This window comes from Enterococcus sp. AZ191 (assembly GCF_051713845.1).
In the GTDB taxonomy this organism is placed as follows: Bacteria; Bacillota; Bacilli; order Lactobacillales; family Enterococcaceae; genus Enterococcus_B; species Enterococcus_B durans.
In genome coordinates this window covers 1,889,256-1,908,565 of record NZ_JBIOQS010000001.1, presented here as the reverse complement: position 1 = coordinate 1,908,565, position 19,310 = coordinate 1,889,256, and the positions used below count along the sequence as shown (strand labels likewise).

The 19,310-nt window shown below is 38.4% G+C and carries 13 protein-coding genes; 10 read left to right on the top strand and 3 right to left on the bottom strand.

Features of this window, described 5'->3' with window-relative positions; genetic code table 11:
- Window positions 1–15: 15 nt before the first annotated feature.
- Window positions 16–1,848 (top strand): molecular chaperone DnaK, encoded by a 1,833-nt coding sequence (gene dnaK, locus IGI47_RS09145; RefSeq protein ID WP_311930942.1) that lies wholly within the window; start codon window positions 16–18, stop codon window positions 1,846–1,848.
- A gap of 359 nt (window positions 1,849–2,207) precedes the next feature.
- Window positions 2,208–3,377 (top strand): molecular chaperone DnaJ, encoded by a 1,170-nt coding sequence (gene dnaJ / locus IGI47_RS09140; protein ID WP_438784014.1) that lies wholly within the window; start codon window positions 2,208–2,210, stop codon window positions 3,375–3,377.
- A gap of 246 nt (window positions 3,378–3,623) precedes the next feature.
- Here the strand turns inward: dnaJ and IGI47_RS09135 are convergent, their stop codons facing one another.
- Window positions 3,624–4,361 carry an amino acid ABC transporter ATP-binding protein gene (locus IGI47_RS09135; protein ID WP_005880043.1) on the bottom strand — a complete coding sequence of 246 codons (738 nt, stop codon included), beginning with the start codon at window positions 4,359–4,361 and terminating at the stop codon, window positions 3,624–3,626.
- 1 nt (window position 4,362) lies between these two features.
- Complete coding sequence (locus IGI47_RS09130; RefSeq protein WP_438784013.1) at window positions 4,363–5,859, bottom strand: amino acid ABC transporter substrate-binding protein/permease; 1,497 nt, start codon at window positions 5,857–5,859, stop codon at window positions 4,363–4,365.
- A 291-nt stretch (window positions 5,860–6,150) separates the two neighbouring features.
- Between IGI47_RS09130 and uvrB the strand changes: the two genes are divergently transcribed.
- The 8 genes from uvrB to IGI47_RS09090 all read left to right on the top strand — a co-directional run bounded on the left by uvrB (window position 6,151) and on the right by IGI47_RS09090 (window position 18,373).
- Window positions 6,151–8,145 (top strand): excinuclease ABC subunit UvrB, encoded by a 1,995-nt coding sequence (gene uvrB / locus IGI47_RS09125; protein ID WP_311930945.1) that lies wholly within the window; start codon window positions 6,151–6,153, stop codon window positions 8,143–8,145.
- 9 nt (window positions 8,146–8,154) lie between these two features.
- The gene (gene uvrA / locus IGI47_RS09120) at window positions 8,155–10,971 is read left to right on the top strand and encodes an excinuclease ABC subunit UvrA (protein ID WP_438784011.1); all 2,817 of its coding nucleotides are present in this window, start codon (window positions 8,155–8,157) and stop codon (window positions 10,969–10,971) included.
- Between the two features lie 274 nt (window positions 10,972–11,245).
- A complete protein-coding gene (locus IGI47_RS09115) occupies window positions 11,246–12,508 on the top strand; it encodes a D-aspartate ligase (RefSeq protein ID WP_005880035.1) in 1,263 nt (420 codons plus the stop codon).
- 3 nt (window positions 12,509–12,511) lie between these two features.
- Window positions 12,512–13,234: an amino acid racemase gene (locus IGI47_RS09110; RefSeq protein ID WP_438784010.1), complete on the top strand. Its 723-nt coding sequence runs from the start codon at window positions 12,512–12,514 to the stop codon at window positions 13,232–13,234.
- 340 nt (window positions 13,235–13,574) lie between these two features.
- On the top strand, window positions 13,575–14,459 hold the full coding sequence (gene rapZ / locus IGI47_RS09105) for an RNase adapter RapZ (protein ID WP_104661891.1): 885 nt from the start codon (window positions 13,575–13,577) through the stop codon (window positions 14,457–14,459).
- On the top strand, window positions 14,456–15,454 hold the full coding sequence (locus IGI47_RS09100; protein WP_081135531.1) for a gluconeogenesis factor YvcK family protein: 999 nt from the start codon (window positions 14,456–14,458) through the stop codon (window positions 15,452–15,454). Before rapZ ends, IGI47_RS09100 begins: the two co-directional genes overlap by 4 nt.
- A gap of 42 nt (window positions 15,455–15,496) precedes the next feature.
- Window positions 15,497–16,432, top strand: coding sequence for a DNA-binding protein WhiA (gene whiA / locus IGI47_RS09095; RefSeq protein WP_005880027.1), 936 nt, complete (start codon window positions 15,497–15,499; stop codon window positions 16,430–16,432).
- A 246-nt stretch (window positions 16,433–16,678) separates the two neighbouring features.
- Window positions 16,679–18,373 carry a hypothetical protein gene (locus IGI47_RS09090; protein WP_438784009.1) on the top strand — a complete coding sequence of 565 codons (1,695 nt, stop codon included), beginning with the start codon at window positions 16,679–16,681 and terminating at the stop codon, window positions 18,371–18,373.
- A gap of 286 nt (window positions 18,374–18,659) precedes the next feature.
- Here IGI47_RS09090 and IGI47_RS09085 read toward each other — a convergent pair whose 3' ends face one another.
- Complete coding sequence (locus IGI47_RS09085) at window positions 18,660–19,184, bottom strand: thioredoxin domain-containing protein (RefSeq protein ID WP_438784008.1); 525 nt, start codon at window positions 19,182–19,184, stop codon at window positions 18,660–18,662.
- Between the last annotated feature and the right edge of the window lie 126 nt (window positions 19,185–19,310).

Sequence of the window (19,310 nt, the reverse complement as noted above, 5' to 3'; positions counted from 1 at the left end):
AAGGAGACGTTAATTATGAGTAAAATTATCGGAATTGACTTAGGTACAACAAACTCTGCTGTTGCTGTATTAGAAGGAAACGAAGCAAAAATCATCGCAAATCCAGAAGGTAATCGTACAACTCCTTCTGTTGTATCATTTAAAAATGGTGAAATCCAAGTAGGGGAAGTAGCAAAACGTCAAGCAGTTACAAACCCAAATACGATTTCATCAATCAAACGCCATATCGGTGAAGCTGGCTTCAAAGTAGAAGCTGAAGGTAAATCTTATACACCTCAAGAAATCTCTGCAATGATCCTTCAATATATCAAAGGTTTTGCTGAAGATTACTTAGGCGAAAAAGTTGAAAAAGCTGTTATTACAGTTCCTGCTTACTTCAATGATGCGCAACGTCAAGCAACAAAAGATGCTGGGAAAATCGCTGGGTTAGAAGTGGAACGTATCGTTAACGAACCAACAGCTGCAGCACTTGCTTATGGTTTAGACAAAACAGACCGCGACGAAAAAATCTTAGTATTTGACCTTGGTGGTGGTACATTTGACGTATCTATCCTTGAATTAGGAGATGGTGTATTTGATGTATTGTCAACTGCTGGGGACAACCATTTAGGTGGGGATGACTTCGATAACAAGATTATCGACTACATGGTTGCAGAATTCAAGAAAGAAAATGGTATTGACTTAGCACAAGATAAAATGGCGTTGCAACGTTTGAAAGATGCTGCAGAAAAAGCGAAAAAAGATTTATCAGGTGTTTCTAGCACACAAATCAGCTTGCCATTTATTACTGCTGGAGAAGCTGGACCTTTACACTTAGAAATGACATTGACTCGTGCAAAATTTGATGAATTAACAGCTGATTTAGTTGAACGTACAAAAGTTCCAGTACGTCAAGCGTTGAAAGATGCTGGTTTGTCTCAATCAGAAATCGATGAAGTGATCTTAGTCGGTGGTTCAACGCGTATTCCTGCTGTTGTAGAAGCAGTTCGAAAAGAAACAGGTAAAGAACCAAATAAATCAGTGAACCCAGATGAAGTAGTTGCTATGGGTGCTGCAATCCAAGGTGGAGTTATCACTGGTGATGTGAAAGATGTTGTTTTACTTGATGTCACTCCATTATCGTTAGGTATCGAAACAATGGGTGGTGTATTTACAAAATTGATCGATCGTAATACAACGATCCCTACAAGTAAATCACAAGTATTCTCAACAGCTGCAGATAATCAACCAGCAGTAGATATCCATGTATTACAAGGGGAACGTCCGATGGCTGCTGACAATAAAACACTGGGTAGATTCCAATTGACAGATATTCCTGCTGCACCACGTGGGATCCCTCAAATCGAAGTAACTTTTGATATCGACAAAAACGGGATCGTTAACGTGTCAGCTAAAGATTTAGGTACGCAAAAAGAACAAAAAATTACAATTAAATCTTCTTCAGGTTTAACAGATGAAGAAATTGAACGTATGGTCAAAGATGCTGAATCAAATGCAGAAGCAGATAAAGCTCGTAAAGAAGAAGTAGATCTTCGTAACGATGTAGATGCATTACTATTCTCTGTTGACAAAACATTGAAAGAATTAGAAGGTAAAGTTGACGAAGAAGAAGTGAAAAAAGCAGAAGCAGCTCGTGATGAATTAAAAGCAGCTGTAGAAGCAAACAATATCGAAGAAATGAAAACAAAACGTGACGCATTGAATGAAATCGTACAAAACCTTACTGTAAAACTTTACGAACAAGCTGCACAACAACAAGCACAAGAAAATCCAGAAGCAGCGCAAGATGGAGCTGACGACGTTGTAGATGCTGACTTTGAAGAAGTCGATGGCGACGACAAAAAATAATTGACTCGTCGAGTTGTTTGTAAATAGGCTATTTATATGGAAAACAAGTCTTGAATAGGGCTGAGGATAGAGCTGAGATTTCTTCGTGTATTCAAGATTGTCTTCATTAGAGGAAGGCCTTTGGACACTTTAGTAAGCAGAGGTCGCTAAGAAAACGATAGAGCCATAAAAGTTTGAAATAGTCAGCCGATAATGGTTTTATGGCTCTGTTTCTTTAAGACCGCGCATGTTTAAAGCCAAAGTTGCTACTTTGGCTTTTTCTTTTGAAAATACTTCAAAGTTGCAGTTTTTGTTTTAGTAAAAATATGATATGATAACAAGCGACGTGGAAATGATGAGAACCAATAGGAGGAAAGCCTATGGCAACAAAACGTGATTATTATGAAGTCTTAGGGCTCACAAAAGGAGCTTCTGAAGACGAAATCAAAAAAGCTTATCGTAAGCTATCAAAGAAATACCATCCAGATATCAATAAAGAACCTGATGCAGAAGAAAAATTCAAAGAAGTATCAGAAGCTTATGAGATTTTAAGTGACCCGCAAAAGCGTGCTGCCTATGATCAATATGGTCATGCTGGTACCGATCCTAATTGTGGAGCTGGCGGAGCCGGTGGTGGCTTTGGCGGCGGCTTTGGTGGATTCTCTGGCGGTGGCTTTGGTGGATTTGAAGACATCTTTGACTCATTCTTTGGAGGAGGCGGCCGAACGGTTGATCCTAATGCCCCTCGTCAAGGAGCGGATTTACAATATACTGTAGACCTTTCTTTTGAAGAAGCGATTTTTGGTGTTGAAAAAGAAATCAAATACAACCGTGAAGAAGTCTGTCATACATGTAATGGGAATGGTGCAAAACCAGGAACACAACCAACGACTTGTCACAAATGTCATGGCTCAGGTACGATCAATGTAGAACGTCAGACACCACTTGGACGAGTGATGAGTCGTCAAACATGTGATGTCTGTCATGGTACTGGGAAAGAAATCAAAGATCCTTGTCCAACTTGTCATGGCTCTGGTCATGAAAAGAAAGCTCACTCAGTGAAGGTAAATGTACCAGCTGGTGTAGAAGAAGGGCAACAAATGCGTTTAGCTGGCCAAGGTGAGGCTGGTGAAAATGGTGGGCCTTTCGGTGATCTTTATGTTATTTTCCGTGTAGAAGAAAGTGATATCTTTGATCGTGATGGTTCAGAAATCTATTATGAATTACCTTTGAGTTTTGTTCAAGCTGCGTTAGGTGACGAGGTACAAGTGCCAACTGTCCATGGGGATGTGAAATTGAAAATTCCTGCGGGAACTCAAACTGGGACAAACTTCCGTCTACGTGGCAAGGGTGCGCCTAAGCTTCGTGGTGGGGCTACGGGTGACCAACATGTCAAAGTGAAACTGATCACGCCTAAGAATCTTAATGAGCAACAACGTGAAGCCTTGCGTGCATTTGCTGAAGCTGGTGGAATGAAGGTTGAAGAACAACAAGAAGATGGCTTCTTTGATAAGGTCAAGGATGCGTTTGGTGGAAAAAAGCGTAAATAGTCGTTTTTGATAGCTTGAAGGCGATTGTTTTAGTCAAATTAAAAAATGAAGACCGAGTAACAACTGTTGGATCGCATTGCTGTTGTTTACTCGGTCTTTTTATACTGAATGATATTTTGTATTTGCACATGAAAAAGCGAATCGAGGCTGGGACAGAAGTGTTTCTTACTTTTGCCCAGCCTCGATCCGTTTTTTTGTGTACCTATAGTTCTTTATGAATGGTGTTCATTTCAATATCTGATGAGATCAGATGTTCAATACTTTATCTAAGAAATCTTTTGTTCGTTCATTTTGTGGATGTTCAAAGATTTGTTGTGGTGTGCCATCTTCTAGAAAGTTTCCATCATCGATGAACATGACGCGGTTAGCGACTTCTTTAGCAAAGCCCATTTCATGGGTGACGATGACCATGGTCATTCCTTGTTTGGCTAACTTTTTCATAACATTCAATACATCGCCAACCATTTCTGGATCAAGAGCAGAAGTTGGTTCATCGAATAACATGATGTCAGGATTCATCGCCAATGCGCGTGCGATAGCGACACGTTGTTTTTGTCCGCCGGAAAGCATTTCTGGATACATATCTTTCTTATCTTCGAGACCAACAGTTTGAAGCAATTTGATTGCTTTTTTCTCTGCGGCTTCTCTTGTTTCTTTTTTAAGATCCATTGGAGCTAAAATGATATTTTCTAAAACTGAAAGGTGAGGGAACAGGTTGAAATGTTGGAATACCATTCCAATATGCTGTCTCACAAGATTGATGTCTGTATTTTTATCCATCAAATGTGCGCCGTCAATGATGATATCGCCATCTGAAGGTTCTTCTAGACGATTCAAACAACGAAGAAAAGTACTTTTTCCTGAACCAGAAGGGCCGATGATACAAACAACATCGCCTTCATTGATTGAAACGTTGATGTCGTTCAAAACAGTATTGTCACCGTATTTTTTTACAAGATGTTCTACCAAGATTTTTTCTGCCATGTTATTTCACCTTCTTTTCTAAAACTTTTGCTAATTTAGTTAGGGCAGTGATCAAGATCAAATACATGATTGCGATGATCAAGTACACATACGTACTTTGCGTCGTACGGGCAACGATAATTTTACCAGTTTGCAATAATTCGACAACGCCAATTGCTGAAATAATGGTTGTATCTTTTAATGAGATAACAAATTGGTTGACGAATGACGGTAACATGATCTTGATTGCTTGTGGCAAAATGATTTTTTGCATTGTACGGTTGTATGGCAAACCTAGACTGCGAGATGCTTCCATTTGACCTACTGGTACAGCTTTGATCCCACCGCGGACAATCTCAGCGATATACGCGCTAGCATTCAAGGTCAATGTGATGATCCCGGCAATAAAATCAGGGATGGTAAATCCAAGAATACCTGGCAGTCCAAAGAAAATGAAGAATGCTAGTACCATCATTGGGATACCACGGATAATATCGACATAGATGGTAGCAAGTGTACGTAATACACGGATCGGTGCTACACTGAATAAGCCGAAAATGATTCCCACGATTAATGCTAAAGCAAATGAGATCAGCGTTAAAAGAATTGTTTTCCATAAACCTTTAAGTAAGGATTTGTAATTATTTTGGATCAAACCAACGATTGTTGATTCGTTTGCTTTTGTTTTTTCTGAACTGCTGTCATCTGAAATGTATTTATTGATGATTTTATCGTATTCGCCAGTTCGTTTTAATTCTTTTAAACCTTCGTTGAACATTTGAAGAAGTTCTTGGTTTTGGCCTTTTTTGACAGCAAATGCATAAACACCGCCTGATTCTCTTTTGATGGGTGTTTCAAGTGCTTGTCCTTGTTTTATGGCATAACCGATTACTGGATAGTCATCCATCATAGCATCGATGGCGCCAACTTTCAAGCCGTCATACAATTGATCGGCTGCATCGAAATATTTGATTTTGTAGCCATATTTACTCTGATTAGCATCTAAAAAGTCCGCACTTTCAGTTCCTACCTTGGCGCCAACAGTTTTATTTTTTAGGTCTTTATATGATTTGATTGAAGTATCGCCTTTTTTGACAGCGATTTGGATACCGCTGTTGAAATAAGGATCAGAAAAATCATAACTTTGTTTTCGTTCATCTGTTACGGTCATTCCTGAAATCATACCGTCGGCTTGACCGGAGTCTAGAGCTTGTAGAGCAGCAGCGAAACCGCGATAATCCATGCGGATATTGATGTCTTGGAGTTTTGAGATAGATTCCATGAGTTTGACGTCAATTCCTTCATATTCACCATCAGCGTTCTGAAATTCGAATGGTGCAAAAGCCGAATCACTTGCAATGATGTAAGTGTCTTTTTTAGGCTCTATTTTTTGCATCGTCTCGTTTGTGCTTGATTCCGTAGTTTTTGTATTGTCAGCTTGTACACCGTAGCCAGTGGCAAATGTAACAAGTCCTATCATTATGAAAATAATTGAGTAAAGAAAATGCCTTTTTTTCATAATCAACCTCCTAAGTTTTTCGATAGCTATTTCATGTTTTTATATTATAGGCGAAAATAGATAAACTAGACAAGATTTTGTGCATAAAAAAATGAAAAAAATCTCTTTTTCTGACAACTCGTGTCAGGAAATATGACATTCACAATAAAAAACTGACATTCTTTCGTGGCGCATTTAAGTGGCGAAAGTATGTTCGGTGTGGTATAATTTCTAAACAGGGAATGCCTTTGCTTTCCTTTTCTTTTTGCGGGTCGTAAAATGAAAGGGAGAGAATGAAAAGGAGGATGAAAAATGATAGAAAGAGATACCTCCCGCCACTTTGAACTAGTGTCGAAATATCAGCCAGCTGGGGATCAGCCAGAAGCAATCACTCAGTTAGTTGATGGCGTGATAAAGGGTAAAAAAGCACAGATACTATTAGGCGCAACAGGAACAGGGAAAACTTATACGATTTCGAATTTGATCGAGAAAGTAAATAAGCCAACCTTGATCATTGCCCATAACAAGACATTAGCTGGTCAATTGTATGGAGAGTTTAAGGAGTTCTTTCCGAATAATGCGGTGGAATACTTTGTTTCTTATTATGATTATTATCAACCAGAAGCTTATGTGCCATCAAGCGATACGTATATTGAAAAAGATTCAAGTGTAAACGACGAGATCGATAAATTACGACATTCAGCGACGAGTTCTTTATTAGAAAGAAACGACGTGATCGTGATTGCCTCCGTTTCTTGTATTTTTGGATTGGGGTCACCCTTTGAATACCAAAAACAAGTGGTATCGATCAGACAAGGCGCAGAACTAGATCGTAATCAATTGATTCGGAGTTTGGTAGGCATACAATTTGAACGAAATGATATTGATTTTCAGCGCGGTCGTTTTCGAGTGCGCGGTGACGTCGTGGAAATTTTCCCAGCTTCCCGTGATGAGCGGGCGTTGCGAGTAGAATTTTTTGGTGATGAAGTTGAGAGGATCAGAGAAGTCAATGCCTTAACAGGAGAAGTACTTGGCGAGACGGAACATGTAGCTATCTTCCCAGCCACTCACTTTGTAACGAATGATGAACATATGGAACATGCAGTGGCGAATATAAAAGCTGAACTTGAGCAACGACTAGCCGTTCTGCGTAATGAAAACAAACTGCTTGAAGCACAGCGGTTGGAACAGCGAACAAATTACGATATTGAAATGATGTTGGAGATGGGGTATACCTCAGGGATCGAGAATTATTCACGTCATATGGACGGACGTAAAGAAGGAGAACCGCCTTATACGCTACTTGACTTTTTCCCGGAAGATTCGTTGATCGTAGTGGATGAATCACATGTTACGATGCCACAAATCCGAGGAATGTATAATGGCGACCGTGCCAGAAAACAAATGCTGGTAGATTATGGGTTCCGTTTACCATCTGCGCTGGACAATCGACCTTTACGACTAGAAGAGTTTGAAAAACATGTAAATCAGATCGTTTATGTTTCTGCTACACCGGGACCATATGAGTATGAACAGACTGATACGGTGGTTCAACAGATTATTCGCCCAACTGGCTTGCTTGATCCAATCATTGAAGTACGGCCGATCATGGGACAAATCGATGATCTTGTCGGAGAAATCAATGAAAGAGTGGAAAAAGATCAGCGGGTCTTTGTGACAACGTTAACGAAAAAAATGTCAGAGGATCTAACGGATTATTTCAAAGAATTAGGAATCAAAGTCAAATATCTTCATAGTGATATCAAAACACTTGAACGGACAGAAATCATTCGTGACTTGCGTCTAGGAGAATTTGATGTTTTAGTCGGAATCAATTTACTTCGTGAAGGACTTGATGTGCCTGAAGTGTCTCTAGTGGCTATTTTGGATGCGGATAAAGAAGGATTCTTGCGTAGTGAGCGATCATTGGTCCAAACTATTGGGCGTGCTGCAAGAAACTCAGAAGGTAAAGTAATCATGTACGCAGACAGAATAACTGACTCTATGCGGTTAGCGATGGATGAAACTGCACGACGTCGTACAGTCCAAGAGGCTTACAACAAAGAACATGGTATCGTACCTAAGACGATCATCAAAGAAATTCGTGATTTGATTTCCATCACGAAAGAATCTGAAGGTGATGCGAAAGAAACAGTCCAAGTATCCTACGAAGAAATGTCCCGAGAGGAAAAAGCTACATTATTAATGAAATTAGAAAAAGAGATGAAAGATGCTGCCAAAGCTTTAGATTTTGAGACCGCTGCTAATGTACGGGATATGATTCTTGAATTAAAAGCTTCAGAGTAGGAGGATGACATGGCTAACGATAAAATTATTATTCATGGTGCAAGAGCACACAATTTAAAAAATGTGAACGTAACGATCCCTAGAGACAAGTTCGTGGTGGTGACTGGACTATCGGGTTCAGGGAAAAGTTCTCTAGCTTTCGACACACTCTATGCAGAAGGACAAAGAAGGTATGTTGAAAGTCTTTCTGCTTACGCACGGCAGTTTTTAGGTCAGATGGATAAACCAGATGTCGACAGTATCGATGGTCTGAGTCCAGCAATTTCGATCGATCAAAAAACGACAAGTAAAAATCCACGATCAACTGTAGGAACAGTGACAGAAATCAATGACTATCTGCGCCTACTTTTTGCTCGTGTCGGTCATCCAATCTGTCCGAATGATCATATCGAAATCACGAGTCAATCAGTGGACCAAATGGCGGATCAAGTATTGGAATTGCCAGAGCGAACAAAGATCCAGGTTTTGGCGCCGATCATTGTGAAGAAAAAAGGACAACATAAAAAAGTGTTTGAACGTATCCAAAAAGAAGGGTACGTTCGGGTGCGTGTGGATGGTGGGATTTATGATCTAAGCGAAGTGCCAGAACTTGAAAAAAATAAAAAGCACGATATTGCTATCGTTATCGATCGGATCGTCATCAAAGAGGGCATTCGCTCAAGATTATTTGACTCGATCGAAGCAGCATTACGTTTAGCAGATGGGTATGTTCTAGTTGATGTGATCGGTGAAGATGAAATGCTGTTCAGCGAGCATTATTCATGTCCTTATTGCGGATTTACGGTGGGAGAATTGGAACCAAGATTGTTTTCCTTCAATGCACCATTTGGAGCGTGTCCTGACTGTGATGGGTTAGGAGTCAAACTGGAAGTGGACCAAGATCTTGTGATACCGGATTGGACGAAAACACTAAGCCAAGGAGCGATTATCCCTTGGAACCCAATCAGTTCACAATATTATCCGCAAATGTTGGCGCAAGCGTGTGAGAGTTATGGCATTGATATGGATACGCCATTCGAAGAGTTGCCAACAGAGCATCAAGAAATCATTTTGAATGGTACAGATGAGATCTTTCATTTCCATTACGAAAACGACTTTGGCGGTGTTCGAGATGTTGAAACGACCTTTGAAGGTGTTTTGAAAAACATCAAAAGAAGATACCATGACACGAATAGTGATTTTACAAGAGAACAAATGAGACAATATATGACAGAACTTACATGTCAAACATGTAAAGGATATCGCTTGAATCCGCAAGCTTTGTCTGTACAGATCAATGGAACGAATATTGGTCAAACAAATGAATTGTCTATTCAAAAAGCAGTGAACTTCTTTTCTACTTTGACACTTTCAGAACAGGAAAAGATCATTGCTCGCCCAATATTGAAAGAAGTCAATGACCGTTTGTCATTTCTAGAAAATGTTGGCTTGGATTATTTAACGTTGAGCCGTGCTTCTGGCACGTTATCAGGAGGCGAAGCACAACGCATTCGTCTAGCTACTCAAATCGGGTCAAATCTTTCCGGTGTGTTATATATCTTAGATGAACCATCGATTGGTCTCCATCAACGGGACAATGATCGTTTGATCGGTTCTTTGAAAAAAATGCGTGATTTGGGAAATACATTGGTGGTAGTCGAACATGATGAAGATACGATGCGCGCTGCTGATTATCTGATTGATGTAGGGCCTGGTGCAGGGCATCAAGGTGGCGAGATCGTAGCGGCTGGTACGCCAGCGGAAGTGGCTGCGGATGAACATTCATTAACAGGACAATATCTATCAGGTAAAAAAAGAATCTCGGTTCCAAAAACGCGACGTAAAGGAAATGGCAAGGCGATAAAAATCACTGGGGCGACGGAAAATAATTTGAAAAATGTCTCAGTTGAATTTCCTTTAGGCGAATTTGTGGCCATTACAGGAGTATCTGGTTCAGGAAAAAGTACGTTAGTGAACAGTATCTTGAAACGAGCACTTGCACAAAAAATCAATCGTAACTCTGCAAAACCTGGGAAGTTCAAGTCGATCACAGGATATGATAGCATTGAGAAAATCATCGATATCGATCAAAGTCCAATTGGTAGAACGCCACGAAGTAATCCAGCAACGTATACAAGTGTCTTCGATGATATCAGAGATCTATTTGCTAAAACCAATGAAGCAAAAATGCGCGGATACAAAAAAGGGCGTTTTAGTTTCAACGTCAAAGGTGGACGTTGTGAGGCTTGTCGTGGAGATGGGATCATCAAGATCGAAATGCATTTCTTACCAGATGTATATGTCCCTTGTGAGGTATGTCATGGAAAACGATACAATTCTGAAACACTGGAAGTCCATTATAAAGGGAAAAGCATTGCAGATATCTTAGAGATGACAGTAGAAGATGCTGTGGAATTTTTCGAACCAATCCCTAAGATACGTCGTAAACTACAAACTATCGTAGATGTTGGTTTAGGTTACGTGACGATGGGGCAACCTGCGACAACGCTATCCGGTGGGGAAGCACAACGGATGAAGTTAGCAAGTGAATTGCACAAGATTTCTAATGGCAAAAACTTTTATATCTTAGATGAACCTACAACAGGACTGCACACAGATGATATTGCACGGTTACTCGATGTACTGCAACGTTTAGTCGATGCGGGCAATACAGTGCTTGTCATCGAACACAATCTCGACGTCATCAAAACAGCAGATCACATCATTGATCTAGGACCAGAAGGTGGAGAAGGCGGTGGCACGATTTTAGCTACTGGCACGCCTGAGGAATTGATCAAAGTCAAAGAAAGTTATACAGGTCGCTACCTAAAAAAAGCAATGGATTAAAGAACAAAAAATAGAAATGTTATATGATAGTTAAAAAAGAATTAAAAGAGCGGATTAACTCTTGTGTTATTAACGGCTATATTCTAGAATACGTTACATGGTAGTTCTTTCTACACTGATTAGTATAGATAAAAACTTCCTATAAGTTCAATCCGTTCAAAAAAGAATTGAGCAATCGGAGGAGTTTCCTTTGATTGCTTTTTTCTTTATGGTATGATATTCCTTGTGTAGTTAGAAAAGAAAACTAGAGATTATGAGTAAGTGAGAGATAAAAATGAAGAGTATTGAAAAAGAAGAATTTATCCCTATTTTATTAGGCAGTGATATGAATGTTTATGGCATGGCACGTTCCTTCCATGAAGCGTATGGAAAAGTTTGTCAGGCGTATGCCTCAAATCAATTGGCACCCACTCGGTACAGTAAGATCGTCAATGTAGAGGTGATTCCAGGATTTGATAAAGATCCAGTGTTTATCGAAACAATCGTGCGATTGGCAAAAGAAAAGTATTCAGATGATACCAAGAAATATCTTTTGATTGCTTGTGGAGATGGATATGCTGAATTGATTTCTCAACACAAAGAAGAACTTTCAGAATACTTTATCTGTCCTTACATTGATTACTCGTTATTTGAACGTTTGATCAACAAGGTAAGTTTTTATGAAGTATGTGAGGAGTATAAACTACCTTACCCAAAAACATTAATCGTAAGAAAAGAGATGTTAGCAAGTGGCCGATTAGAACAAGAAATTCCATTTGAATTTCCTGTCGCATTAAAACCTGCAAACAGTGTAGAATATTTATCGGTTCGCTTTGAAGGCCGTAAAAAAGCATTTATTATCAACGATCGTGAAGAGTTTGATTTGATTTTAGGGCGGATCTATGAAGCAGGTTATACGAGTGAAATGATCGTACAAGATTTCATTCCTGGCGATGATAGCAACATGCGCGTTTTGAATGCATATGTAGACGAAAATCACCAAGTACGTATGATGTGTTTAGGTCATCCGTTACTGGAAGATCCTACACCAGCTTCTATTGGAAACTATGTGGTGATCATGCCTGATTACAATGAAAAAATCTATCAAACGATCAAACGTTTCTTAGAAGAAATCAAGTATACAGGTTTTGCGAATTTTGATATGAAATATGATTCAAGAGATGGAGAATACAAATTGTTTGAAATCAATCTTCGTCAAGGAAGAAGTAGTTTCTTTGTTACTTTAAATGGATTGAATCTAGCAAAATTTGTAACAGAAGACCGCGTATTCGGTGAACCTTTTACCGAAACAACGTATGGTACGAATCAATCTGACAAAGCAAAATTGTGGATGGGTGTACCTAAAAAAATCTTTTTAGAGTATGCGAAAGAAAACGAAGATAAAAAGATCGCCACACAAATGATTAAAGAAAATCGTTATGGAACAACTGTTTTTTATGAGAAAGATCGATCTTTTAAACGTTGGTTGTTGATGAAATATATGTTCAGAAACTACATTCCTCGATTCAAAAAATACTTTCATGTGAAAGAAGGCTAATTCATGGAAAACTTTTTCAGTATTTTAGGTGGAATGGGTACGATGGCAACGGAGAGCTTTATCCGCTTGATCAATCATCGAATAAAGGCGACAAAAGATCAGGACTATTTGAACTATGTTCTGTTCAATCATGCAACAGTGCCCGATCGTACAGCGTTCATCTTAGACGATAAAAAGGAAGATCCAATGCCTTATTTGCTGGATGATATCAAAAAGCAAAATTTGTTAGAACCAAATTTTATTGTTTTAACATGTAATACGGCACATTACTTTTTTGATGAATTACAAGCCGCGACTCCGATCCCAATCCTGCATATGCCAAGAGAAGCTGCCAATGAACTTGTTCGGCAACAGACATCTGGAAAAGTTGCTATTTTAGGAACTGAAGGCAGTATGAAGGCTGGTATTTATGAAGCTGAAGTAAGAAATTTAGGGTTTGAAGTCGTGATTCCTGATCAATTGCTTCAAGAAAAAATCAATTATTTGATTTATCATGAAATCAAAGAGTCTGATCGGTTGAACAAAGGCTTATATTTTGAGATTTTAGATGAAGTAGTGGGACGTTTGAATTGCGAAAAAGTTATTTTAGGATGCACAGAGTTATCTTTAATGCAAGAATTCGCATCAAACAATCCTTATCCAGTGATTGATGCGCAATCGTTGATTGCAGATCGGACGATTGAACTTGCATTAGAAAATCGAAAAAAGTTACCTGAATCTGTTTGATCTACTACAAAAGACAGGTAGATGGAATAGCATACGTATGATTATTCAAAAGGATAAGCTAGATAATTTCGAAAATACTCAAACTTATTTTCGAATGATCTGGCTTATTTTTTGAGAAAAATAAGTGAGCATGGGACAAAAGTAAGAAACACTTTTGTCTCATTCTTTAAAAACGAATAAACGGTGGGAGCAGAAGCAACTCCTTCTTAAATAAGCCGAAATTCACAATGATTGCTTCAGGGATTGGTTCATTTTTAATAAAAATACGGATTTAAGTGGAAATGATACGCCCGGAGTGATATAATTTTAAAGATAATGTACGAGAGGAGGCCGTTACACGATGGCTGATAATTTACAATTAGTGATTATTACGGGAATGAGTGGAGCAGGTAAGACGGTAGCAATCCAAAGTTTTGAAGATATGGGGTATTTTTGTATCGATAACATGCCACCAAGACTGATCCCGAAATTTTGGGAATTGATCAAAGAATCAGGAAAAGTGACAAAAATGGCACTGGGCGTCGATTTGCGCTCGCGTTCGTTTTTTGAAGAAATCCAAAATATGTTAGTTGAAATTGAAAATACTAATTTTATCGATACATCGATTTTATTTTTAGATGCTTCAGATGAGGAACTAGTTGCCCGCTACAAAGAAACAAGAAGGACCCACCCTATGGCTATGGATGGTTTAGTGACAGAAGGTATCCGCAAAGAGCGTGCGATATTAAATGATTTGAAGACACAGGCATCGTTAGTCATTGACACGACGACGCTGACTCCTCGTCAACTTCGTGAACAAATCAATCATTCTTTCAAATCAAAGGGAGATCAAGGATTTCGCATCGAATTTGTTTCTTTTGGCTTCAAATATGGGTTGCCAATCGATTCAGACATCGTTATGGATGTTCGTTTCTTGCCAAACCCACATTATATCCCAGAGTTAAGACCGTTAACAGGAAAAGACAAACCTGTCTATGACTATGTGATGTCATTTGATGAAACACAGTCGTTCTATAGTAAATTCTTGGATCTGCTAGAGACCGTATTGCCAGGATACATCAAAGAAGGAAAAAGCAGTCTTACTGTTGCAATTGGATGTACCGGTGGTCAGCATCGATCAGTGGCCTTGACAGAACGTCTAGCAAAAGCACTAGGTCAAACTTACAAAGTGAATGTAACTCATCGTGATAAGGATAAGCGGAAAGAGACGGTGAATCGGTCGTGAAAATGAAGACATATCGCATCCGCAAGCCTAAAATCGTTGTTGTTGGCGGTGGAACAGGATTACCTGTCATATTGAAAAGTTTGCGCAATCAAGGTGCGGATATTACCGCAATTGTAACTGTGGCGGATGATGGCGGGAGTAGTGGTGAAATCAGAGAATCAATTGCAATGGCTCCGCCAGGTGATTTGAGAAATGTCTTGGTTTCTCTATCTGACATGCCCCAATTTTATGAGGATATTTTTCAGTATCGGTTTAAAAAAGAAGATCAGTTTTTAGCAAACCATACAATTGGAAACCTGATTATTGCAGCAGTGGCTGAAATGAGAGGAAGTACATATGAGGCAATTCAACTATTAGCTAGAATGATGCATGTTGATGGTCACATTTATCCTTCTTCTGAAACACCACTGACATTACATGCTGTTTTCAAAGATGGAACAACGGCAATCGGAGAATCAAAGATCGCCATCGATCGGAAAACGATCGATCATGTTTATGTACGAAATACAACAGATGATAAAGAAGCAAAAGCTGCTCGAAAAGTAGTTTCCGCGATCATGGAAGCAGATATGGTCGTCTTAGGTCCAGGTAGTTTATTCACTAGCATTCTGCCAAATCTAGTCATCCCTGAAATTGGTGAGGCAATCGTGCAGACAGAGGCTGAAGTCGTTTATATCTGTAACATCATGACCCAAAAAGGAGAAACCGAACACTTTAGCGATGCGGATCATATCCGTGTGCTTCATGAGCATTTAAAGCAACCGTTTATCGACACTGTCTTGGTAAATACGGAAAAGGTTCCTGAAGGATATATGGACCCGGAAATCTATGATGAATATCTTGTGCAAGTTGCACATGATTTTAATGGACTTAGAAATGAAGGGTGCCGTGTCGTTTCTACGGATTTCTTAGAATTGAAAAATGGCGGAGTGTTCCATGATGGTGAAAAAGTAGTGGAAGAACTTTTCCGCTTAGTATTTGGATCAAAACTGTAAATTTTTAAGACAAATGAGTGAAAAGAGAAAGGAGGGAATAGAATGTCTTTTGCGGCAGATGTGAAAAAAGAACTGACTGGGTTAGAGGTTCACAGAGAACATGCGAAAGCAGAATTAGCAGCCTTGCTAAGGATGAATGGTTCTTTAGGCATCGTGAACCAACAATTTATTTTGAACGTCCAGACAGAAAATGCAGCAATCGCTAGACGTATCTATTCTCTTTTGAAAGATCATTATAATGTTCGAAGTGAATTACTTGTTCGGAAAAAAATGAAATTAAAAAAGAATAATGTATATATCGTGCGATTGAAGCAAGGTACAAAAAACGTATTGATGGATTTAGATATTATGGATGGCATGATGTTTAATGGGCATGTCTCGGATGAAATCATGGGGAATTCTCAAAAGATGCGTTCCTATTTACGTGGTGCATTTATGGCTTCTGGTTCTGTCAATAATCCAGAAACTAGTCGTTATCATTTAGAAATCTTTTCAATTTATGAACAACACAATCAGGATATTTGCGATATGCTGAATTACTACGGTCTCCATGCTCGGACATTGGAAAGACGTAACGGCTATATTTCTTATTTAAAAGGTGCAGAAAAAATCGCAGACTTTTTGACGTTGATCGGTGCAACGAATTCGATGTTGCGATTTGAAGATGTACGTATCGTTCGGGATATGAGAAATTCTGTCAATCGGCTTGTAAATTGTGAAACTGCTAACCTTAATAAAACAATTGATGCAGCGTCAAAACAAATTGAAAACATCGAGTTGATAGAAGCTAGAGTGGGGTTACATGCATTACCAGAAAAATTGCAAGAAATAGCCGAATTAAGATTACAACATCCAGAAGTTAGTTTGAAAGAACTAGGAGAAATGATCCCGTCAGGAGCAATCTCTAAATCGGGAATCAACCACCGGATTCGTAAAATCAATGAATTTGCGGAAAAATTGAAAGAAGAAGCAAGTTGATTATCAGACTTTGCCCTTTTTTACGACAAATAAACTCGAAATTGCCCTATTTTCATCTGTGTGTGGATATCGAAAATAAGACAGCTTTTGAATTTTTCTTATACAATTTTTTAGAGAGTCAGGACAATCAAATGCCCGGCCTCTTTTTTTGGGTTTCAGTAAAAACAGTTTCTTATTTTTTGAGAATTTTTAGTAAGCTTAGTACATAGAATCATTTGTTAGAAGATGAAGAAGGTGGGGCAGACAATGGATGAAAAAACAGAATCTGGTAAGAAAAAAATGAAAGAAGATGATGAAAGGATCAAGCAACAAGTAATTGACCAAATTGCACAAGGAACAAGTATCACTGTAATTTCAAAAAAAATGCATCTAATGTCAAGTGAAAAAACCAAACAACTATTAGTTGACCACATCTGTGAGCAATTAAAAGTAAAAAAAACGATGGAAATGATCGCCGAGAATTTAAATAAATTTCCGACAGAAATCGTCAAGATCCTAAACGATTATATGATACAACAATTACAACGAGGAGTATCACCAAATAATCTTGCAGAAAAAATACCTATTGCCCTAGAAGAGATTATCCAGTATCGCAATACATATTTAGTCAATAAAATCGAAGAAGGAGAGTCCCTTCGATCGTTGGGACAGAAGTTTGGTATAGCTGAAAAAGTAGTAAAGGAGATTTGGCATACAGCTATGCTCATGCAAATTTCCACGGGACAAACGCTTGAAGAAGTTGCCTTTGACTTCAGCTTGAGTCTAGAAGAGATTTGGACGATCCAAATTGAACATTTGGTCAAAAAAATCGGTGAAGAACAGCCATTGACAGTTCATGAGCAAAAAATGTTTGAGCCAACTTATCTAAAGGAATTAAATGAGCAACATCAACAGGTTCGAACGGCCTTAAAAAAATGTCCCTCACATAAAAAAGTAGCGAAGCAATTAAATCTTAGTACGACTACTGTCACGAAGATTCAGAATTTGGCAATCCTTACGAAGCTTGCAAAAGGAAAAACAATTGAAGTTATTGGAGCGGAATTATTCATTGATTGTGAGAAGGTCAAAAAAGTCAGAAATCAGTATATCGCACAAAAAGTTCTAGAAGGTAAAACATATGCACATCTTCATAAAAAAATAAATACCAGTCAGCGCATCATAGAGAAAAAAGCAATAGCGACAAAGATCGTGAGTAAGCGGCAAGCACCTTCAAAAGTAAAGAATCTAAAATACTTTGAGGTGGATGAAAAAACAAAAAATGGTATCATTCAGTTGTGTCAAAATAAAATAGAAATCAACACCATTGCAAAGCAATTTTCGATTAACCGTAGAACTGTACTAAAAATTAGAAAAGAGGCCATTCTTACAGATTTAAACAACGGGATAACAAGAGAAGCAGTAAGAAAAAAATTCAATCTGTCGTTAAAAGCGATCACATACATTATAGGACATACATCGTTAGCAAGGTACCCTAATATTAAACGATTAACAAACAGCTCAGCAACAATCGCTAAGAAAAAAAGAGCGGTACAGTTATTTAATAGGGGGAATAAGATTAAAGAAGTCGTAAGTCTCACAGGAATTCCAGAAAATACAGCCCGTCAAATAAGTGCAAGAATGAGCCGTGAAAGAAATGTGGTCTTTAAAAAAGAATGGTATTCAGAAGAAAAACAAAAAGCAATTTTAAACTATTTAGATACATCGAAAAGCTTAGAGCTAACTGCTGCTCGTTTTAATGTGAGTAAAATAACCATTTGTCGGATGGCAAGCAGAGCACAGGAAGTGAAAGAGAAAAGAGAACAGTGGGATAAAAAGCAGACAGTTAAAAAAGAGCCTCTAAATAAGTTGAAATGGGGAGCCTTTCATAAAAGTTTACATGAAACGAAAGACGCAAGAGAAGCTTCTGCTTCAAGAGACCATTCCTTTAGCATAGAAAAATAATCTTTTGTTACAAGAAGAATTGCTGCTTATACTTAGAGGCTGGGACAGAAGTGTTTAACTCCAAGAAATAAGAAGAAATTAACGAAAATTGCTGTTCAAATTGTTGTGGATTTCGGTTTATTTAAGAAGGAGTTGCTTCTGCTCCCGCCGTTTATTCGTTTTTAAAGAATGAGACAACAGTGTTTTCTTACTTTTGTCCCACGCTCAATTTAAAAGAAGATAAAAAATAGTTGATCTGAAAATCAGAAATATCCTGGATTTTCGACCAACTATTTTTTTATGGGCATTAAATCGAAGCTTCAATCAAGTCTGTTAATTTTTCAAGGGTGATCGATTCATCAAAAATGGCTTCACCTAAAATGACCGTAGGCACAAAGCGGATATTTGCCTCGGACGCCTCATTGATGATTGCCTGTGATGCATCAAAATCTTTTTGTTCTGTCAAATCTAACTGATTTTTTGCATAATCTGCAACTTCAGATAAGCCTAAATGTTTCCATTCATCTTGCGTATCGAAAATCTTTTTGATTTCAGTCAATGCTTTTTTTCCATCGGTAGCAGTCACGTGATGATGCATGACGTTTCCCCGTTGCAAACTTTCTTTTTCTTTGTCAAAAAGTTTGATGACACGCTGGATTTTCCCCGCTTCAACTGCTTCTTCAAGAAAGTCAAACGAGTCATTGAACCATTGACGGCAATATGGACAAGCTAGATTGATAAATTCGATCATTTTTTTTGGTGCTTGATCTTCACCATACATGATACCGTTTGCTGTAGTTGTTTTTTCAGCTTTAATCACAGATATATCCATTTCTCAACACCTCTTTCATTTATTGTAATCATTTTTTTGAAAAAATAATAGTATTTTGTTCAGTGTTACGTCTACATTCGAGAGGAAAGTTCGTGAGCAGATTTGCAAATTAAGTAGGTTTTCTGA

Excerpts from the sequence above, each read along its gene's own strand:
- dnaK (WP_311930942.1), top strand. The coding sequence starts at position 16 with ATGAGTAAAATTATCGGAATTGACTTAGGTACAACAAACTCTGCTGTT.
- dnaJ (WP_438784014.1), top strand. The coding sequence starts at position 2,208 with ATGGCAACAAAACGTGATTATTATGAAGTCTTAGGGCTCACAAAAGGA.
- IGI47_RS09135 (WP_005880043.1), bottom strand. The coding sequence starts at position 4,361 with ATGGCAGAAAAAATCTTGGTAGAACATCTTGTAAAAAAATACGGTGAC.
- IGI47_RS09130 (WP_438784013.1), bottom strand. The coding sequence starts at position 5,859 with ATGAAAAAAAGGCATTTTCTTTACTCAATTATTTTCATAATGATAGGA.
- uvrB (WP_311930945.1), top strand. The coding sequence starts at position 6,151 with ATGATAGAAAGAGATACCTCCCGCCACTTTGAACTAGTGTCGAAATAT.
- uvrA (WP_438784011.1), top strand. The coding sequence starts at position 8,155 with ATGGCTAACGATAAAATTATTATTCATGGTGCAAGAGCACACAATTTA.
- IGI47_RS09115 (WP_005880035.1), top strand. The coding sequence starts at position 11,246 with ATGAAGAGTATTGAAAAAGAAGAATTTATCCCTATTTTATTAGGCAGT.
- IGI47_RS09110 (WP_438784010.1), top strand. The coding sequence starts at position 12,512 with ATGGAAAACTTTTTCAGTATTTTAGGTGGAATGGGTACGATGGCAACG.
- rapZ (WP_104661891.1), top strand. The coding sequence starts at position 13,575 with ATGGCTGATAATTTACAATTAGTGATTATTACGGGAATGAGTGGAGCA.
- whiA (WP_005880027.1), top strand. The coding sequence starts at position 15,497 with ATGTCTTTTGCGGCAGATGTGAAAAAAGAACTGACTGGGTTAGAGGTT.
- IGI47_RS09090 (WP_438784009.1), top strand. The coding sequence starts at position 16,679 with ATGGATGAAAAAACAGAATCTGGTAAGAAAAAAATGAAAGAAGATGAT.
- IGI47_RS09085 (WP_438784008.1), bottom strand. The coding sequence starts at position 19,184 with ATGGATATATCTGTGATTAAAGCTGAAAAAACAACTACAGCAAACGGT.